Annotated in this window: 15 protein-coding genes; 5 read left to right on the top strand and 10 right to left on the bottom strand. The window is 61.5% G+C overall.

The window, feature by feature from the left end; translation table 11 throughout:
* Positions 1–29: 29 nt before the first annotated feature.
* Complete coding sequence (locus tag AC097N_RS14880; protein WP_479582232.1) at positions 30–740, bottom strand: DUF4124 domain-containing protein; 711 nt, start codon at positions 738–740, stop codon at positions 30–32.
* A 2-nt stretch (positions 741–742) separates the two neighbouring features.
* Positions 743–1,453, bottom strand: a complete 711-nt coding sequence (gene pyrE, locus AC097N_RS14875) for an orotate phosphoribosyltransferase (protein ID WP_479582230.1) — start codon at positions 1,451–1,453, stop codon at positions 743–745.
* A gap of 9 nt (positions 1,454–1,462) precedes the next feature.
* Here pyrE and AC097N_RS14870 point away from each other — a divergent pair, with 9 nt between their 5' ends.
* Positions 1,463–2,254 (top strand): exodeoxyribonuclease III, encoded by a 792-nt coding sequence (locus AC097N_RS14870; RefSeq protein ID WP_479582229.1) that lies wholly within the window; start codon positions 1,463–1,465, stop codon positions 2,252–2,254.
* Between the two features lie 135 nt (positions 2,255–2,389).
* Here AC097N_RS14870 and AC097N_RS14865 read toward each other — a convergent pair whose 3' ends face one another.
* Positions 2,390–2,917 carry a PEP-CTERM sorting domain-containing protein gene (locus AC097N_RS14865; protein ID WP_479582226.1) on the bottom strand — a complete coding sequence of 176 codons (528 nt, stop codon included), beginning with the start codon at positions 2,915–2,917 and terminating at the stop codon, positions 2,390–2,392.
* Between the two features lie 452 nt (positions 2,918–3,369).
* Positions 3,370–4,215, bottom strand: coding sequence for a M48 family metallopeptidase (locus AC097N_RS14860; RefSeq protein WP_479582224.1), 846 nt, complete (start codon positions 4,213–4,215; stop codon positions 3,370–3,372).
* Between the two features lie 48 nt (positions 4,216–4,263).
* On the opposite strand from AC097N_RS14860, the gene AC097N_RS14855 reads away from it, so the two are divergent.
* The 4 genes from AC097N_RS14855 (at position 4,264) to AC097N_RS14840 (ending at position 10,202) form a co-directional block, all read left to right on the top strand.
* On the top strand, positions 4,264–5,604 hold the full coding sequence (locus AC097N_RS14855) for an AmpG family muropeptide MFS transporter (protein ID WP_479582222.1): 1,341 nt from the start codon (positions 4,264–4,266) through the stop codon (positions 5,602–5,604).
* A 92-nt stretch (positions 5,605–5,696) separates the two neighbouring features.
* A complete protein-coding gene (locus AC097N_RS14850) occupies positions 5,697–8,144 on the top strand; it encodes a glycogen/starch/alpha-glucan phosphorylase (protein WP_479582220.1) in 2,448 nt (815 codons plus the stop codon).
* A gap of 67 nt (positions 8,145–8,211) precedes the next feature.
* Positions 8,212–8,916 carry a response regulator gene (locus AC097N_RS14845; RefSeq protein ID WP_479582218.1) on the top strand — a complete coding sequence of 235 codons (705 nt, stop codon included), beginning with the start codon at positions 8,212–8,214 and terminating at the stop codon, positions 8,914–8,916.
* A gap of 2 nt (positions 8,917–8,918) precedes the next feature.
* Positions 8,919–10,202: a sensor histidine kinase gene (locus AC097N_RS14840; RefSeq protein ID WP_479582216.1), complete on the top strand. Its 1,284-nt coding sequence runs from the start codon at positions 8,919–8,921 to the stop codon at positions 10,200–10,202.
* 264 nt (positions 10,203–10,466) lie between these two features.
* On the opposite strand, the gene waaF is transcribed toward AC097N_RS14840, so the two are convergent.
* The 6 genes from waaF to AC097N_RS14810 are packed head-to-tail and all read right to left on the bottom strand — an operon-like array spanning position 10,467 to position 15,197.
* The gene (gene waaF / locus AC097N_RS14835) at positions 10,467–11,474 is read right to left on the bottom strand and encodes a lipopolysaccharide heptosyltransferase II (RefSeq protein WP_479582214.1); all 1,008 of its coding nucleotides are present in this window, start codon (positions 11,472–11,474) and stop codon (positions 10,467–10,469) included.
* Entirely contained in the window at positions 11,461–11,667 is a 207-nt protein-coding gene (locus AC097N_RS14830) for a zinc-finger domain-containing protein (RefSeq protein ID WP_479582212.1), read from the bottom strand. Before AC097N_RS14830 ends, waaF begins: the two co-directional genes overlap by 14 nt.
* Entirely contained in the window at positions 11,664–12,620 is a 957-nt protein-coding gene (locus AC097N_RS14825; protein ID WP_479582210.1) for a branched-chain amino acid transaminase, read from the bottom strand. The genes AC097N_RS14830 and AC097N_RS14825 overlap by 4 nt, the downstream gene beginning before the upstream one ends.
* A gap of 47 nt (positions 12,621–12,667) precedes the next feature.
* Complete coding sequence (locus AC097N_RS14820; protein WP_479582207.1) at positions 12,668–13,102, bottom strand: glycerate kinase; 435 nt, start codon at positions 13,100–13,102, stop codon at positions 12,668–12,670.
* A gap of 59 nt (positions 13,103–13,161) precedes the next feature.
* Positions 13,162–14,529: an ATP-binding protein gene (locus AC097N_RS14815; protein ID WP_479582204.1), complete on the bottom strand. Its 1,368-nt coding sequence runs from the start codon at positions 14,527–14,529 to the stop codon at positions 13,162–13,164.
* Positions 14,526–15,197 carry a winged helix-turn-helix domain-containing protein gene (locus tag AC097N_RS14810; RefSeq protein ID WP_479582201.1) on the bottom strand — a complete coding sequence of 224 codons (672 nt, stop codon included), beginning with the start codon at positions 15,195–15,197 and terminating at the stop codon, positions 14,526–14,528. Before AC097N_RS14810 ends, AC097N_RS14815 begins: the two co-directional genes overlap by 4 nt.
* Between the last annotated feature and the right edge of the window lie 50 nt (positions 15,198–15,247).

Here is a 15,247-nt window from a genome sequence, read left to right as displayed (position 1 = left end):
CTTTCGCGGGATCGGTCCAACCTCCCGCGTCAGCGGGTTTTACCCGCCGCTGCCGGGACGGTGGGCAACTGCAGGGCCCATAACTGTTTCAGGCGGACCAGCTCTTCGTCAAACCGGGTGTTGACGCGTTTGAGCTCCATGTCCTGATCGCCAATGAAGCGCCACTGAACCGCCAGGCTTTGGGTCACTTCATCCAATTGGCGACGCACGGAGGAGGGCGCTTTGCTGGGGTCTTTTTTGTAAAACTCCATTTCGTCGTTGATGGCCACGCGCTGGCGCATCAACTCGTCCACCCGCTTGATGGCCGCCTGTTTGACCACATCGATCTGGGCCAGCGCCTCGGCGCGTTCTTTGTCATGGACGGCTTTGTTGGGGTAGCGGATCAGCAAAGCGCGGTCACGCCGCTTCTCTTCGTTGGACAGAGCCCGTACCTCCTGGTCCGCTTTTTCTTTGGCGTCCAGGTCGGCGCGCTCATGCGCGGTCAGGGTGGGTCCCACCCGGGTCTTCACCGTCCCGCTGGGATTGAGGACCTTTTGTTCACGGTCATTGCACTCGGCAATGGGTCGATCGGATGTCAGCTTGCGGCCACGGGCGTCGGTGCAGGTGTAGATGCCTTGTTGCGTGCTTTCCTGTGCCTGCACGGCGTTGACGCCGGACAGGGCGACCAGCAGCAAGACCGTGGCGGCACCCGCAAGCTCGTGCCTGAAGGTGAACCTGGCATACCCGGTCGGTCTGAACATGCTTAACTTTCTTCCACGCCGTAACGTTGTCGGTAGGCCAGAACGCGCTGGTGGTCTGCAGCGAGTCCGCCCGCGCTGTGCCTTTCAAGATACTGCATCAAATCAGCCAGTTTCGCAATGGCACACACGTGCATGCCGAGCTGGTTCTTGACGTATTGAACGGCACTGTGCTCGACATCCACGCCGTTTTCGGTGGCTTTTTCCTGGCGGTCCAGGGCGATGACGACGGCGTGCGCCGTGGCGCCAGCGGCCTGGATGATGGCGATGGATTCACGCACCGCCGTGCCCGCCGACATCACGTCATCCACAATCAGCACACGCCCCTTCAAGGGCGCGCCAACCAGGGTGCCGCCCTCGCCGTGGTCTTTGGCCTCCTTGCGGTTGTAGGCAAAAGGCACGTTGTGGCCGAGGCGGGCCAGTTCGACGGCCAGTGCCGCGCCCAGCGGAATACCTTTGTAGGCGGGCCCGAAAATCATGTCGAATTCAATACCGCTGGCCAACAGACGCTGCGCATAAAATTGCGCCAGCCGCCCGAGCTTGGCACCATCGTCAAACAGGCCGGCATTGAAGAAATAGGGGCTCATGCGGCCCGCCTTGGTCTTGAATTCGCCAAAGCGCAGCACGCCACAATCAACTGCAAACTGCACAAAGTCTTGCGCCAGTCCATCCTGGGATGGGGCCTGACCCGCTTTTGCTGCAACACTTATCGACATGGGAATTCCTTGTTTAAATTAACCAGCCTCAACCTCAACGGTATCCGCTCCGCCACCACCAAAGGCCTTGAGGCCTGGCTGGCCAAAACCAGTCCCGATTGTATTTGCGTACAGGAAGTCAAGGCGCAGGCCGCGGATGTCCAGGGCCGCTTTGAAGAGCTGGCGGGGCTCAAGGGGCACTTTCACTTTGCCGAGAAAAAAGGTTATTCCGGCGTTGGCGTGTACACCCGCCAGGAACCCACCGATGTGATTGTGGGCCATGGCTCACCCGAATTTGATGCCGAGGGCCGCTACGTGGAGCTGCGTTTTGACACGCCACAGCAAAAGCGCTCCATCATCAGTTGCTACTTCCCCAGCGGGTCGTCGGGCGAGGAGCGCCAGCAAGCCAAATTCCGGTTCCTCGAAGAGTTCTTTCCGCACCTGCACGGACTCAAGTCGGGGCGCGAGTTCATCCTGTGCGGCGATGTGAACATTGCCCATCAGGAAATCGACCTGAAAAACTGGAAAGGCAATCGCAAGAACTCCGGTTTCCTGCCCGAAGAGCGGGCCTGGATGACCAGGCTGCTCAGCGAGGCGGGCATGGTCGATGTGTACCGGCAACTCGAACCCACGGCCACCGATGAGGCCTACACCTGGTGGAGCAACCGAGGCCAAGCTTACGCGAAAAACGTCGGCTGGCGGCTGGACTACCACCTGGCGACGCCAGCGCTGGCTGCCCTGGCCCGGTCACATGCGATTTACAAGGAAGAGAAATTCTCGGACCATGCGCCGATCACGATTGACTACGACTGGCCCCGCTAACGGTGCCAACGTCGGAAATGTTATAAAAAAAGGGATGGTTTAATCCATCCCTTTTTACACAGCCTTAGAAGCAATGCTGTTAGCTGACGCGCGACAAGGCGGTCTTTGCTGCTTGTCCCTTGCGGGGCAGCCGTTTTATGCGTTTTTACGCTTACGGGCCAACGCCAGACCAACCAAGCTGAGTCCCATCAAGGCAAGAGTGCCAGGCTCAGGAATTTTGTTGGCTGCGGCGAAGTTGATGTTGTCATAAGTGAAGTGGCTGCTAATCACGGTAACGCGAAACTCGTCAATGCCACTAAATAGGTTGCCGAAAGAATAAGTTCCAGCATTGCCGCTGATGTTAACGGTCCCCAGCAAAGAGCCATTGTTGTAAGCGCCAAATTGCGCAGGGCCGTTGCCGCCGCTGCTGATCATGTCGACGCTGGTCAGGTTGAAGTCGTCATTCGACAACAATTTGAAAATGGCCACACCACTGTCCATATGCGCCATATTGGCGCCCGGCCAATTCCAAACGGAGTTAGATGTCATGACCATTCCGTTTTCGGTGTAATTCCCGAAGTTGGACAAGCCCGTGAAATCCACCACAGTAGCGCTGGAGGGTGATGCAAAGAATGCAAGAGCAACGACGCTCAATGCGGCCAACGATTTGATTTTGTTAAACACGGTTTGATGCCTTGATGGAAAAAGAGGAGGATTAATTTGTGATTTTTTGATAACTATCAAGTTAAGCAAATTTTGGGCCACAAAATGTAAATGTTTGTTTCAATTGGAGTTGCGAGTTGCATGTCGCCAGTTTATATTTTCTATGTAAAAAATTCCGACAGTCAGCGTCGCGGGATTCGTCTGTCAAATTGCCTGCACAGATGCCGGAGATTGATGCAAAAAAATCAAACGTGCCATCACTGCAAGAGCCTAAGGATGCAGCTGTTCTTTCGCGGCAACTACCCATTTGGCGAAGCCAGCGTTCGCTGCCTTGGCACGGTCACATGCGATCTACAAGCCAGAGAAATTCTCGGACCATGCGCCGATCATGATGGAGTATGCTATTAAATTAATAGCTACTAACGCACTATCTACCTGGGCTACAGCCCTATTTCTTATAAATAAGAGGGAGGTCAACCCCGTTTGGCCTGCTCGTAAAGCGGCATGACCTTGGGCAGGTTGGCTTCGATGTCGCCAATCCGGGTGCTGCCTGCGGGGTGCGTGGACAGCCACTGCGGTGGCGCGCCTTTGCTGGCGGCCCCCATTTTTTGCCAGAGCGTGATGCCTGCCCGGGGGTCATAACCGGCGCGGGCAGCCAGTTCCATGCCCACCAGGTCGGCTTCGGACTCGTCGTCGCGGCTGAATTGCAGGGTCAGCAACTGCGCGCCGTAGTTGGTCACCGTCTGTCCGAGCTGGCCCAGGCCGAGAACCTGGCTGAGCAAGCTGGCACCAATGCCGGTGGCGGCGTTCTTGCCCATGCGTTCACGGGCGTGTTCACGCAGGGCGTGGGCAATTTCGTGGCCCATGACCATGGCAACTTCGTTGTCGGTCAGCTTGAGTTGCTCCAGGATGCCGCTGTAAAAGGCAATCTTGCCGCCGGGCATGCAAAACGCGTTGATCTGCTTGCTGCCAATCAGGTTCACCTCCCAGCGCCAGTCCCGGGCGCGCGGGTTCCAGTCCACCGCAAAGGGAATGATGTTTTTGGCAATGGCGCGCAGGCGCCGTACCTGGGTGTTGTTGGCACCAGCCAGCGCATTCCCGTTGGCCGCTTCCTGCAGCATCTGGGCGTATTGCTGGCCGGCGGAGCGCTCCACGGTATCTGCCGGTACCAGCTTGCTGAAGGCCGAGTTGTCCCCCACGTCCACGCCGTCGCGTGCGAGGGCCAGGGTGAAGGGCGACGACAAAACCAGTATCAAGGCACAGGCCCGCAGGGCTAGCTGGCGGCGCAATGGCTGGGCTAAAAGTGAGGTGTTGGACATGCTGGGTCGCCAAAAAAGAGGGGATGGAGCTGCGCGTATTATTCCCGCATGACCTCAAGTGCCGCCGACGCCCCCCAAATCAAGCCTTCCTGGCTCACCACCTTCAAGGTTTACCTTGAGCCCTCCACCCTTCGGATGTTGTTCTTGGGGTTTTCTGCCGGATTGCCCTTGCTGTTGGTGCTGGGCACCCTGAGTTTCTGGTTGCGCGAGGCCGGCATTGACCGCACCACGATTGGTTATTTGAGCTGGGTCGGTCTGGCCTACGCTTTCAAGTGGGTGTGGGCGCCGCTGGTGGATCGTCTCCCCATTCCCTTGTTGACACGCTGGCTGGGGCGTCGGCGCAGCTGGCTGCTGCTGGCGCAACTGGCCGTGATGGTGGGCCTGGTGGCCATGTCGTTCAATGACCCCCAGGTGGCCTTGCAGCCGGTGGTGTGGGGCGCCCTGGCGGTGGCTTTTGGGTCTGCCACCCAGGACATTGCGCTGGATGCCTTTCGCATTGAGTCCGCCAACACCGACCGCCAGGCTGCGCTGGCGGCGGCCTACCAGACTGGCTACCGCCTGGCCATGATCTGGGCTGGTGCCGGTGTGCTGTGGGTGGCCGCCCGGGCCGAGGTGGTGGGGCTGGTCGGGTACCAGCATGGCGCTTGGCAAACGGCCTACCTGGCCATGGCGGCCAGCATGCTGGTGGGCATGGTGACGGTGTTGCTCTCCCCTGAGCCCAGCCACCGCGTGCTGGCGCCCTCCAAAAATGTGGCCGAGTGGCTGCAGAGTGCGCTGGTCGAGCCCTTTGCCGATTTCCTGCGCCGCTACGGCAAGCAGGCCATGCTGATCCTGGCCCTTATTGCGGTGTACCGCATCAGCGATGTCGTCATGGGCATCATGGCCAACCCGTTTTATGTCGACATGGGCTACACCAAAGACGAAGTGGCCGCCGTGACCAAAATCTATGGCGTCATCATGACGCTGGTGGGGGCCTTTGTGGGCGGTGTGCTGTCCATGCGTCTGGGCGTGATGCGGGTGCTGATGCTGGGTGCGGCCTTGAGCGCCGCCAGCAACCTGCTGTTTGCCTGGCTCGGGTCACAGGGGCACGACGTCACCTCGTTGATCTTCGTGGTGTCAGCTGACAACCTCTCCAGCGGGATTGCCTCGGCGGCTTTTATTGCTTACCTCTCCAGTTTGACAAACCTCAACTACTCAGCCACGCAATACGCGATATTCAGTTCGATGATGCTGCTGGCCCCCAAATTTTTGGCCGGATATTCGGGGCGCTATGTGGATGCTTTGGGATACCAGCACTTCTTTGTTGCCACGGCCTTGCTGGGGGTGCCGGTGCTGCTGCTGGTGTGGCTCGCCTCGCGGGCCGCGCCCCCGTCCCAGACGACTCCCTGACGCCCGGCCGGGCTGCTGGTGCCCGATTCTTGAGCTTGCCTGGCACGCCGGGTCAACATGGGGGCGATGTGTTTTCTCGAAAGGGATGAGCCATGTCTGCATCGGACGTATTTGAATACGACAAGCCCGTCAATACCGTGGAGGGCTTGCGCCGCTCCATTTCAAACCGGCTGGTCTATGCGGTCGGCAAAGACCAGCGTTCGGCGACCCGGCGCGACTGGTTGTTTGCGGTGTTTCACGCCGTGCGCGACCGCATCGTGGACGCCTGGCGCGAGTCGCGGGCCCGCACTGGAGATCAGGATGCCAAGCGGGTGTACTACCTGTCCATGGAGTTCCTCACAGGCCGTGCCCTGACCAATGCGATGCTGTCGGCCGAGATTTACGAGCCGGTTAAACAGGCCTGCGCCCTGCTGGGGGTGGACTTTGACGCCCTGGTCGATCTGGAGCCCGACGCCGGCCTGGGCAACGGCGGTCTGGGCCGGCTGGCGGCCTGCTTTCTGGACTCGATGGCCAGCGTGGGCCTGCCCGGCATGGGGTATGGCATTCGCTACGAGTACGGCATGTTCGCCCAGCGCATTGAACATGGGCAGCAAGTGGAAGAACCGGACTACTGGCTGGTCAATGGTTTCCCGTGGGAATTCATGCGCCCCGAGTTCAGTTACATCATTCGTTTTGGCGGACGCCTGGCGCCAGAAAACGGACACTCGTTATGGGTCGATACCGAGGACGTGATTGCCACGGCCTACGACAGTGGCGTGCCGGGTTACCAGATGCACAGCGTCGTGACCCTGCGTCTGTGGTCCGCCCGCGCCTGCGCAGGTGTCAACCTGGACGCCTTCAACCGGGGCGACTACATCCAGGCCGTCGAGGCCAAAAACCTCTCCGAGAACGTCACCCGGGTGCTCTACCCCGATGACCGAACGGAACATGGGCGCGAACTGCGCTTGCGCCAGGAATACTTTTTTGTCAGTGCCTCCTTGCAGGACATCCTGCGCCGGCATCTCAAAACCCACAACGGCCTCCACCAGTTGGCCGACAAGGTGGCCATTCACCTCAACGACACCCACCCGGCGTTGGCGGTGCCCGAGCTGATGCGGCTGCTGCTGGACGAGCACCAGCTCGATTGGGAGGCCGCCTGGGCCTTGTGCACGCCCATTTTTTCGTACACCAACCACACGCTGATGGAAGAGGCGCTGGAGACCTGGCCGGTCGATCTGCTGGCGCGCGTGCTGCCGCGGCACATGGGGCTGATCTACGACATCAACGCCCGCTTTCTGGCCGAGGTGCACAGCCGCTTTCCGGCCGACAACGCCTTGCCGCGCAGGATTTCGCTGATCGAAGAGCGGGGTGTGCGCCGCGTGCGCATGGCGCACCTGTCGGTGCTGGCCAGCCACAAGGTCAATGGCGTCTCAGCGTTGCACAGCCAACTGATGGTGGACACCATCTTTTCCGATTTTGTGCAGATGTACCCTGAACGCTTTTGCAACAAGACCAATGGCATCACCCCGCGCCGCTGGTTGTCCCTGGCCAACCCGCCGCTGGCCACCTTGATTGACAGCCGCATCGGCCCCGACTGGCGGCGTGACCTGGACCAGCTCGCCCAGCTGCGTGCGCTGGCGGATGACGATGAGTTTCAAAACGCGTTTCGTCTCGCCAAGCAACACAACAAGCGCCGCCTGGCCGAGGCGATGGCGCGCTGCCCCGGTGTGACGGTGGACCCCAACAGCCTGTTTGACGTGCAGGTCAAGCGCATCCACGAGTACAAACGGCAGTTGCTCAATGTGTTGCACGTCATCACCCGTTACTACCGGATTCTGGCCCAGCCGCAGACCCACTGGGTGCCCCGAACCGTCATCTTTGCCGGCAAGGCAGCCTCCGCTTATGACATGGCCAAACGGATCATCCACCTGATCAATGACGTGGCCCGTGTGATCAACAGCGACCCGCGGATTGGCACGCTGCTGCGGGTGGTGTTCATCCCCAACTACCGGGTGTCGCTGGCGGAGATCATCATGCCGGCGGCTGATTTGTCGGAGCAGATTTCAACCGCCGGCACGGAAGCCTCGGGCACGGGCAACATGAAGTTCGCACTCAATGGCGCGCTGACCATTGGCACCTGGGACGGCGCCAACATCGAGATTGCCGACCACGTGGGGCTGGACAACATGTTTGTGTTTGGCAACCGTACCGAACAAGTGGCCAAACTGCGAGGCTACGGTTACCAGCCACGCACCTACTACGAGGCCAATTTTGACCTCAAGTGCGCCATCGACCGGTTGGCTGAAGGCGCGTTCTCGCCCGAAGAGCCGGATCGTTACCGCGACGTGGTCAACGCGTTGCTGGACTCGGACCACTACCAGTTGCTCGCGGACTACGCCGACTATTGCGCCACCCAGGACCGGGTGGATGACCTCTACCGCCGCCCGTCAGCCTGGACGCGCAGCGCCATCCTGAATGTGGCTGGCATGGGCGTTTTCTCCTCCGACCGCACCATCCGGGAATACGCCAGCGACATCTGGGGTGTCCAGCCACTGCAATAGCCGCTTCATTTACTTAACTTTACCGCCGCTTCAAGGGCTTGAGGTGGTCACCGCCTAGACTGTTCCCATGACCCAACACCTGCTGATGATTGAAGACGATGCCCGCCTGGCCCAGATGGTGGTCGAATACCTTGGCCAGTCCGGCTTTGCGGTAAGCCATGCCGGCGACGGAAAAACCGGGCTCGATGCCCTTCAGGTTACCCCGCCCGACCTCGTGATCCTGGATCTCATGCTGCCCGACATGGATGGCCTGGAGGTGTGCCGCCGCATTCGTGCGTTGCCCGGCGCCATGGCACAAACACCGGTGCTGATGCTGACTGCCAAGGGGGACCCGATGGACCGCATCATTGGCCTGGAGATCGGGGCGGATGACTACCTGCCCAAACCCTTCGAGCCGCGCGAGTTGCTGGCCCGCATCCGCGCCATTCTGCGCCGGCGTGTGGAGGGCGTGCCCACCGTCGGCAAACAGCTGCGGTTTGGCTCGCTGGAGATTGACCGGGACGCCCGCACCGTCAACGTGGGCACCCAGGCCTGCGACCTGACCTCTTACCAGTTTGACCTGTTGGTGGCGCTGGCCGAACGCGCGGGCCGGGTGCTGACCCGGGACCAGATCATGGAAGCCGTACGCGGGCGTGAGCTGGACGCCTTCGACCGTTCCATCGACGTGCACATGGGACGGATTCGCGCCGCCATTGAGGTGGATGCCAAGAACCCCAAGCGCATTCTCACGGTGCGCGGTGTGGGCTATGTGTTCGCCCGCCAGCAAGACTGACCATGTTCTTCAAAAAACTGTATGTGCGCATCTGGCTGGCCGTGGTGCTGGCAGTGGCGGTGTTGACCTTTCTGGTCGGCTGGGCCTGGCGCATGGCGTCGGAGCCGCCCCTGCGCGAAGTCGTGATTCGCAACGAAGCCGGGCAGGTCATCGGCAGCGGGCAATCGCGCATGATGCATCCGCCGGGCGTGGGCTTTGGAGACCGTTCCAGAGGTGAGCCTGACGGGGACGGCCCGCCGCCCGGTTCTCGTGGCCGGTATGGCAACGGCCCGGAGTTTGAAGTCCGCATGACGGACGGCCAGACCGTGCACATGCATTTGCCGCGTCCACCGCAGTCGCCCTGGAACCGTCCGCCTTTCGGATTTTTCTGGATGCTCTCGCTGGTCGGGCTGGCCGTGGCGCTGGCCACCTACCCGATCATTCGCAAGCTCACGCGCCGTCTGGAGCGCCTGCAAAACGGTGTCGAGAAATGGGGTGAGGGCGACTTGTCGATCCGCGTGCCCGAGGGCGGGCAGGATGAGGTGGCCTTTCTGGCGGCCCGCTTCAACCATGCGGCCCAGCGCATTGAGACGCTGGTGAAATCACACGAAACCTTGCTGGCCTCGCAAAAGTCCTTGCTGGCCAATGCCTCCCACGAATTGCGTTCGCCGCTGACCCGCATCCGCATGGGGCTGGAGTTGATGGGAGCGCCTTCGTCGGCGGCGTTCAAGGCCGAGATTTCCCGCAACATTGCCGAGCTGGACCAGTTGATTGAAGAAATCCTGCTGGCCAGCCGGCTGGACGCGCATGAAGCCGATTTGGGCACCATCGAATCGGTTGATTTGATCGGTTTGGCCGCCGAGGAGTGCGCCCGCGTGGACGCGGAGCTGGATGTGCAACTGCCTTCTGATTCGTCCCGTGCCCAGGGGGCCAGCGGGTCTGACCTCCCGGTGCAGGGGGTGACCAAGCTGTTGCGCCGCGCCGTGCGCAACCTGCTGGAGAACGCCCGTCGCCACGCGGCAGGCAGCATCACGGTCAGCCTGGCCAAGACCGACCACCAAGCGGTGATTCGGGTCTGCGACCGTGGGCCGGGTGTGCCTGTGGAACTGCGCGAGCGTATTTTTGAGCCGTTTTACCGGCTGCCGGGTGCTACCGAGCGCGACGGTGGCGTGGGACTGGGTCTGGCGCTGGTGAAGTCCATCACCGAGCGCCATGGCGGCACCGTTTTTTGTGAAAACCAGGTCGGTGGTGGCGCCTGTTTTGTTATTCGGCTGCCTTTGTCGCCCGCTGGAACGTCAAAGGGATGAAAAAAACGACATATTTTGCAAATATAGGGGTCATATCCCCCAAATGTGGGATATCCGAAATTCGCGAGGCTGGTTAAAGTTGCATCAGCTGCTGTCACAGTGATCAAGTGTTGGAGCCCCATCGCAAGATGTGGGTACTCAAACATCGCAAAGTTCCAACGACGTCCCCCCTGGGGACTTTTACAAGCCACCTTCGGGTGGCTTTTTTTTGTTCAAAATTTAAATAAAAACAGCCTGTAGCCCAGATGTGACGTGCGGGAGTAGCTATATATTTTGTAGCACTTGGGCGGCGCTGATATCCACCAGGCAGCGTGTGTGCCCCAACGGGCAGATGCGCTCGAAACAGGGCGCGCAGTCCAGCGGCGGCTGGTAGGTGCGGTCGTCTTTGAGCCACAGCACCGTGGCCTTGTCATTCAGGGGTGGGGTGTGCAGCGGGCTGCTGGAGCCGAAAACCGCAATCTGGCGGATGCCAAACGAGGCGGCCACGTGCATCAGGCCGGAGTCGTTGGTTACTATGTTTTTGCTAGCGGCTATCGCACTGAACGCGTGGGCTAGCGATGTTTTTCCTGCCAGGTTCAGGCACTTGCCGGCGTGCACCGCATTGACCGGTGCCGCAATTTCCTCACACAGGGCGAACTCCTTGCCGGAACCCAGCAAGACCACCGGCAGGTCCAGCTGGCGGGCCAGTTCAGTGAAGTGGCTGGCAGGCCAGCGTTTGGCCGGGCCGTATTCGGCGCCGGGGGCAAACACATAGTAGGCGCCGCGCTGCAAGCCCATGGCCTGCAGGGCCTGATCCACCTCGCGGTCATCCATGCGCAGCTGGGGCCGGTCGTGGGCAACGTCAGTGTCGCCACTGAGCGCCGAGTAAAACGCCACCATCGGCGGATGCTGGCTCTTGGGTGGGTTTTTCAGGCGCTGGGTGAGCAGTCCCACGCGCGCTTCGCCCAGGTAACCCACACGTTTGGGGATGCTGGCCATGAAGGGCAGCAACGCGCTTTTGAGTGAGTTGGGGCACACGTAGGCGGTGTCAAACCGGCCTTCGAGCTGCTTGGCCAGGCTGCGCCGGGCCTTGAACTGCAGGCCGCCGTGGGCAAACGGAAACTCGATGACCTCGGCCACCTGCGGCATTGCCCGGTACACCGGCGCCACCCAGGGAAGGGCGCCCACCGTCAGGCGCTCGCCGCGCGCCGCCAGGCGGCGCATCAGGGGCTCGGTCATCACCGCGTCCCCAATCCACTGGGGCGCGATGACGAGGCTGTTAGTGGTGGCCACCGAAGTGTTCGCCGTCCTTCAGCTTGTACACGGTGCCGCAGTAGGGGCACTTGGCCTCGCCGGTGAGGGCCACGTCCAGGTACACCTTGGGGTGGCCGTCCCAGATTTTCATGCCCGCCAGCGGGCTGGGGCAGTACACGCCGCCCTGGTCATTGAGGTCTTTGGCCAACAGTTCAATGGTGCTTTTGCTCATGCGGAAACTTTCGTGAGCCAGTGGGCGTATTTGGGATTGCGGCCGTTGACGATGTCAAAGAAGGCGCTCTGGATTTTTTCGGTGATCGGGCCGCGGGACCCCACATAGTTGTCCTTGCCCAGCTCGATGCGGTCAAGTTCCCGGATGGGGGTGACTTCAGCGGCTGTGCCGGTGAAGAAGGCCTCGTCGCAGATGTAGACCTCGTCGCGGGTGATGCGCTTTTGCACCAGTTCCAGGCCCAGGTCCTTGCAGATGTGCATGACGGTGTTGCGGGTGATGCCGTTCAGCGCGCCGGCCGACAGGTCAGGCGTGTAGACCACACCGTCTTTGACCACAAACAGGTTCTCGCCTGCGCCCTCGGACACAAAGCCGTTGGCATCGAGCAGCATGGCTTCGTCGTAGCCGTCGTCGGTGGCTTCCATGTTGGCCAGGATCGAGTTGGTGTAATTGCTCACCGCCTTGGCCTGGGTCATGGTGATGTTCACATGGTGGCGGGTATAGCTGGAGATTTTGACGCGGATGCCGCGCTTCATGCCTTCTTCACCCAGGTAGGCGCCCCAGGGCCAGGCCGCGACCATCAGGTGGATGGTGTTGCCCTTGGGCGAGACGCCCAGCTTTTTGTCACCAATCCAGGTGAGGGGGCGCAGGTACCCGGATTCCAGCTGGTTCTCGCGAATCACGTCGATCTGCGCCTGGTTGACCTGCTCTTTGGTGAACGGGATGACCATGCGCAAAATTTTGGCGCTGTTGAACAGACGGTCGGTGTGCTCTGCGAGCCGGAAAATGGCGGTGCCGCTCTCGCCCTTGTAGGCGCGCACGCCCTCAAATGCGCCGCAGCCGTAGTGCAGGGTGTGGCTCAGCACGTGGATTTTGGCGTCACGCCAGTCCACCATCTGGCCATCCATCCAGATTTTTCCGTCTCGGTCAGACATCGAAGAGGGTAAGGGATTCATCGGTTTCCTTAAATGTGTGCGTTGGCAGGCCTTGCCGTCGGCTGATTTTACGGGGCCGGGCTGGCAGGCGTGTCAGGCTGTGTGTCCTCGGCCTGAACGGGGCGCACCAGCGCCCATTTTTTCAGCTTGCCGCCCCAAAATTCACACGTCACGTGGGATTGGGTGCCGTCGGTCCAGCGGTACAACTCGGGTTGGGTGTCCTTGGGGCTTTGCAGTTCGCCCAGCGCCTTGGTCATGGCGACCACATGCAGCAGGGTCGCGCCGGGCCTGAGTTTGGCGTTGAGCATGACCGCGCTGCCCACGTAGCCGATCGGGCGGTTGGCCGCACGCTTGAGCACCTGCATCATGCGGGTGAAATGCAGCAGCATCCACATCACCAAACCACCGGCGGCCACCGCCACGCCAGGCCAGCCGTAATAGTGATAGCCGCCAACAACCAGGGCCAGACTGGCCAGGGGAACAAGGATTTTTTGAAATTGCATGCCCGGATTTTGTCAGGCTTGGCGGGATGCCCCGATGCGGGAAATGCGTACGGGCCGGGTCACGGGGTTTGTTGCAAGGGCCAGCGGACCGTTACCGCCAGCCCGCCCAGCCGTTCGGACCGGCTGACCTGCGTTTGGGCGCCAAAAACGTCCCCAATTCTTTTGACAATTGACCAACCCAGGCCACTGCCGGGTTGCGCGTTGCCCAGCACACGGTAAAAACGCTCCCCCAAACGGACCATCTCAGGCGCCGTCATGCCCGCACCACTGTCTTCCACGCGCAGAACGGCGTGATTTGATTCCAGCGCCACGCGCACGTCGATGTGGGCGCCCTCAGGGCTGTAGCGCAGGGCGTTGTCGATCAGGTTGCGCACCAGCACGCTGACCAGCGTTTCATTACCGGCGACCAGGCACACGGTGGGCGCATCCAGTGCCAGATGTTGATGGCGCAGCAGGGCCGCGGGTGCCAGGTCGGCGGCGACGCGGCGGGTCAGGGCGCTGAGGTCCACCGGTACCGCGCCTGCCGCGCTGGTGCCCGTGGCGTCTGAGGTTTCCAGCCGCGAGAGGGTCAACAACTGCTCGACCAGCCGGGTGGCACGGTCGCAGCCGGCCAGGGTGAATTGCAAGGCATGCTCGCGCTGCGCCGTGTCATTGCCGGCGCCCAGCGCCACTTGCGCTTGGGCTCGAATCGCCGCAATGGGGGTGCGCAGTTCGTGGGCGGCATCGGCCGTGAAGCGGCGTTCGGAGGCCACCATGGCGTCGATGCGTTCAAACAGCGCATTGAGCGCCAGCACCAGGGGCTGGATTTCGGACGGCACATGCTGCAAGACCACCGGCTCCAGCGCCCGCGGCCTGCGTTGGCTGAGGGCCTGGCTGAGTTGCCGCAAAGGCGACAAACCATGGCGAACAGCCCACCACAACAACAGTGCCAGCAGGGGCAGGGCAAATGCCAGTGGCAGCAGCATGCTGCGCAGAACGGCCCACAAAATCGCTGCGCGGGTTTCCGTCTGCTCTCCCACAAAAACCTGCACATCGCTCTCGCCGCCCCGGGTGGCGAACACCCGCCACGGTGTGCCATCGCTCAGCTGCACCGTGGAGAAGCCGTTTGACCTGGTCGACATGGGCGCGCTGCCCGCGTTGGCCGAACGCATCACCAGCCGCTGCTCGTGAAATACCTGGAACGCCACTTTGGGCGCGTATTTGTGCAGCGAGGGGGCATCTGCCACGTTGTCATCATCGGTTCTGGTTTGTTGCACCACCAGCAACGCCGCCGCCTGGGCCAGGTGGCCATCGAGCAATTCGTCCAGCTCATGGCTGGCGTCCACCCACGTCATCGTTGCGGCGCCCAGCCAGACCACGGTGACCAGGCTGAGCAGCAAGGCCAGCAGCCGGGCCTGCAAGGATTTCAGGGGCGGCAGCAAGGTCATGGGGTGCCTGGGGTGCGCTGCACGGTGTAACCCACGCCACGCACGGTCTGGATCACCTCCGCGTGCAGCTTGCGGCGCAGGTGGTGAATGTGGACCTCGATGGCATTGCTGTCGACTTCGTAGCCCCAGCTGTACAGCTGCTGTTCCAGCTGCTCGCGGGACATCACGCGTCCGGCATTGAGCATCAGGGCGTGCAACAAATCAAATTCCCGGGTGGAGAGGGTCACGGCTTCGCCGTTCAGGCTGGCCTGTCGCGCCGAGGGGTCCAGCAGGACGCCACCACACTGCAGCACGCTTTGTATCTGACCATGCGAGCGGCGTACCAACGAGCGCAGGCGGGCGCCCAACTCGTGCAAGTCCACCGGCTTGACGACGTAGTCATCTGCCCCCAGGTCCAGGCCGCGAATGCGGTCGGGTACGGCGTCACGCGCGGTGAGCACCAGCACCGGGGTGCTTATTTTCCGGGTCCGCAGGGCCTGCAACACCTCCAACCCATCCTTCAGTGGCAGACCGAGGTCCAGCACGGCGGCGGCGTACTCCCCGGAGGCCAACTCGCGCTCGGCGGCCACGCCGTCGCGCACCCAGTCCACCTGGAAGCCCAGCTGGCGTAAGCCTGCGCGCAGTCCGTCGCCCAGCATCACATCGTCTTCAGCCAGCAAAATCCGCATTTTAAAAACTCCGAAAGGCCTCAGGCCGTTGGTCAGGGTGGATGCTAGCG

This window comes from Rhodoferax sp. LS1R11 (assembly GCF_056521395.1).
This window is presented reverse-complemented; position numbering and strand designations above follow the sequence as displayed.

Coding starts and splice junctions, on each gene's coding strand:
- AC097N_RS14860 (WP_479582224.1), bottom strand. CDS start 4,215: ATGTCCAACACCTCACTTTTAGCCCAGCCATTGCGCCGCCAGCTAGCC.
- AC097N_RS14810 (WP_479582201.1), bottom strand. CDS start 15,197: ATGCGGATTTTGCTGGCTGAAGACGATGTGATGCTGGGCGACGGACTG.
- AC097N_RS14815 (WP_479582204.1), bottom strand. CDS start 14,529: ATGACCTTGCTGCCGCCCCTGAAATCCTTGCAGGCCCGGCTGCTGGCC.
- AC097N_RS14825 (WP_479582210.1), bottom strand. CDS start 12,620: ATGAATCCCTTACCCTCTTCGATGTCTGACCGAGACGGAAAAATCTGG.
- AC097N_RS14850 (WP_479582220.1), top strand. CDS start 5,697: ATGTCTGCATCGGACGTATTTGAATACGACAAGCCCGTCAATACCGTG.
- AC097N_RS14880 (WP_479582232.1), bottom strand. CDS start 740: ATGTTCAGACCGACCGGGTATGCCAGGTTCACCTTCAGGCACGAGCTT.
- AC097N_RS14820 (WP_479582207.1), bottom strand. CDS start 13,102: ATGCAATTTCAAAAAATCCTTGTTCCCCTGGCCAGTCTGGCCCTGGTT.
- AC097N_RS14830 (WP_479582212.1), bottom strand. CDS start 11,667: ATGAGCAAAAGCACCATTGAACTGTTGGCCAAAGACCTCAATGACCAG.
- AC097N_RS14855 (WP_479582222.1), top strand. CDS start 4,264: ATGACCTCAAGTGCCGCCGACGCCCCCCAAATCAAGCCTTCCTGGCTC.
- AC097N_RS14840 (WP_479582216.1), top strand. CDS start 8,919: ATGTTCTTCAAAAAACTGTATGTGCGCATCTGGCTGGCCGTGGTGCTG.
- AC097N_RS14845 (WP_479582218.1), top strand. CDS start 8,212: ATGACCCAACACCTGCTGATGATTGAAGACGATGCCCGCCTGGCCCAG.
- pyrE (WP_479582230.1), bottom strand. CDS start 1,453: ATGTCGATAAGTGTTGCAGCAAAAGCGGGTCAGGCCCCATCCCAGGAT.